Consider the following 399-nt stretch of genomic DNA (forward strand, 5'->3'; position numbering starts at 1 on the left):
GGCCGATACCGTAGAAATAAGTTCATTCAGTTTAGTGGCATATGGCCTCATCTGAATGATACGATCCTGTGCTCTACGCAATTTAGCCGCCGCTACCATTTTCATGGCTTTGGTGATCTGCATGGTCGAGTTTACCGAGGTAATTCTGTTTCTAACTTCCTTTAATGAAGGCATGGTATATCCTTTTAAACTATTCAATCCCTGTAACTGATGTTTCAGTTACAGGGATCTTCAAATTAATTAAGCGTATTTTTCTGCAAGCTCTTTTCCGGTTTTTACGATATAATCCGTAATCTCCGAGTCAAGTTTACCCGCTGCAAGGCTATTGATAAATTCAGGTTTGGTTGATTTAACCAATGTCAGGAATTCTTTTTCAAATTCTTTCACACGTTCTACAGG

General features: G+C 39.1%; 1 protein-coding gene. It reads right to left on the bottom strand.

Annotated features, from left to right (window positions below; genetic code table 11):
* Window positions 1-174 (bottom strand): F0F1 ATP synthase subunit gamma (locus tag RM812_RS43300; protein ID WP_394816621.1); only part of this gene is annotated, 174 nt, incomplete at its 3' end.
* Window positions 175-399 lie beyond the last annotated feature (225 nt).

Origin of the sequence: Streptomyces lancefieldiae, assembly GCF_031845825.1 — a bacterium.
GTDB lineage: Bacteria > Actinomycetota > Actinomycetes > Streptomycetales > Streptomycetaceae > Streptomyces > Streptomyces lancefieldiae.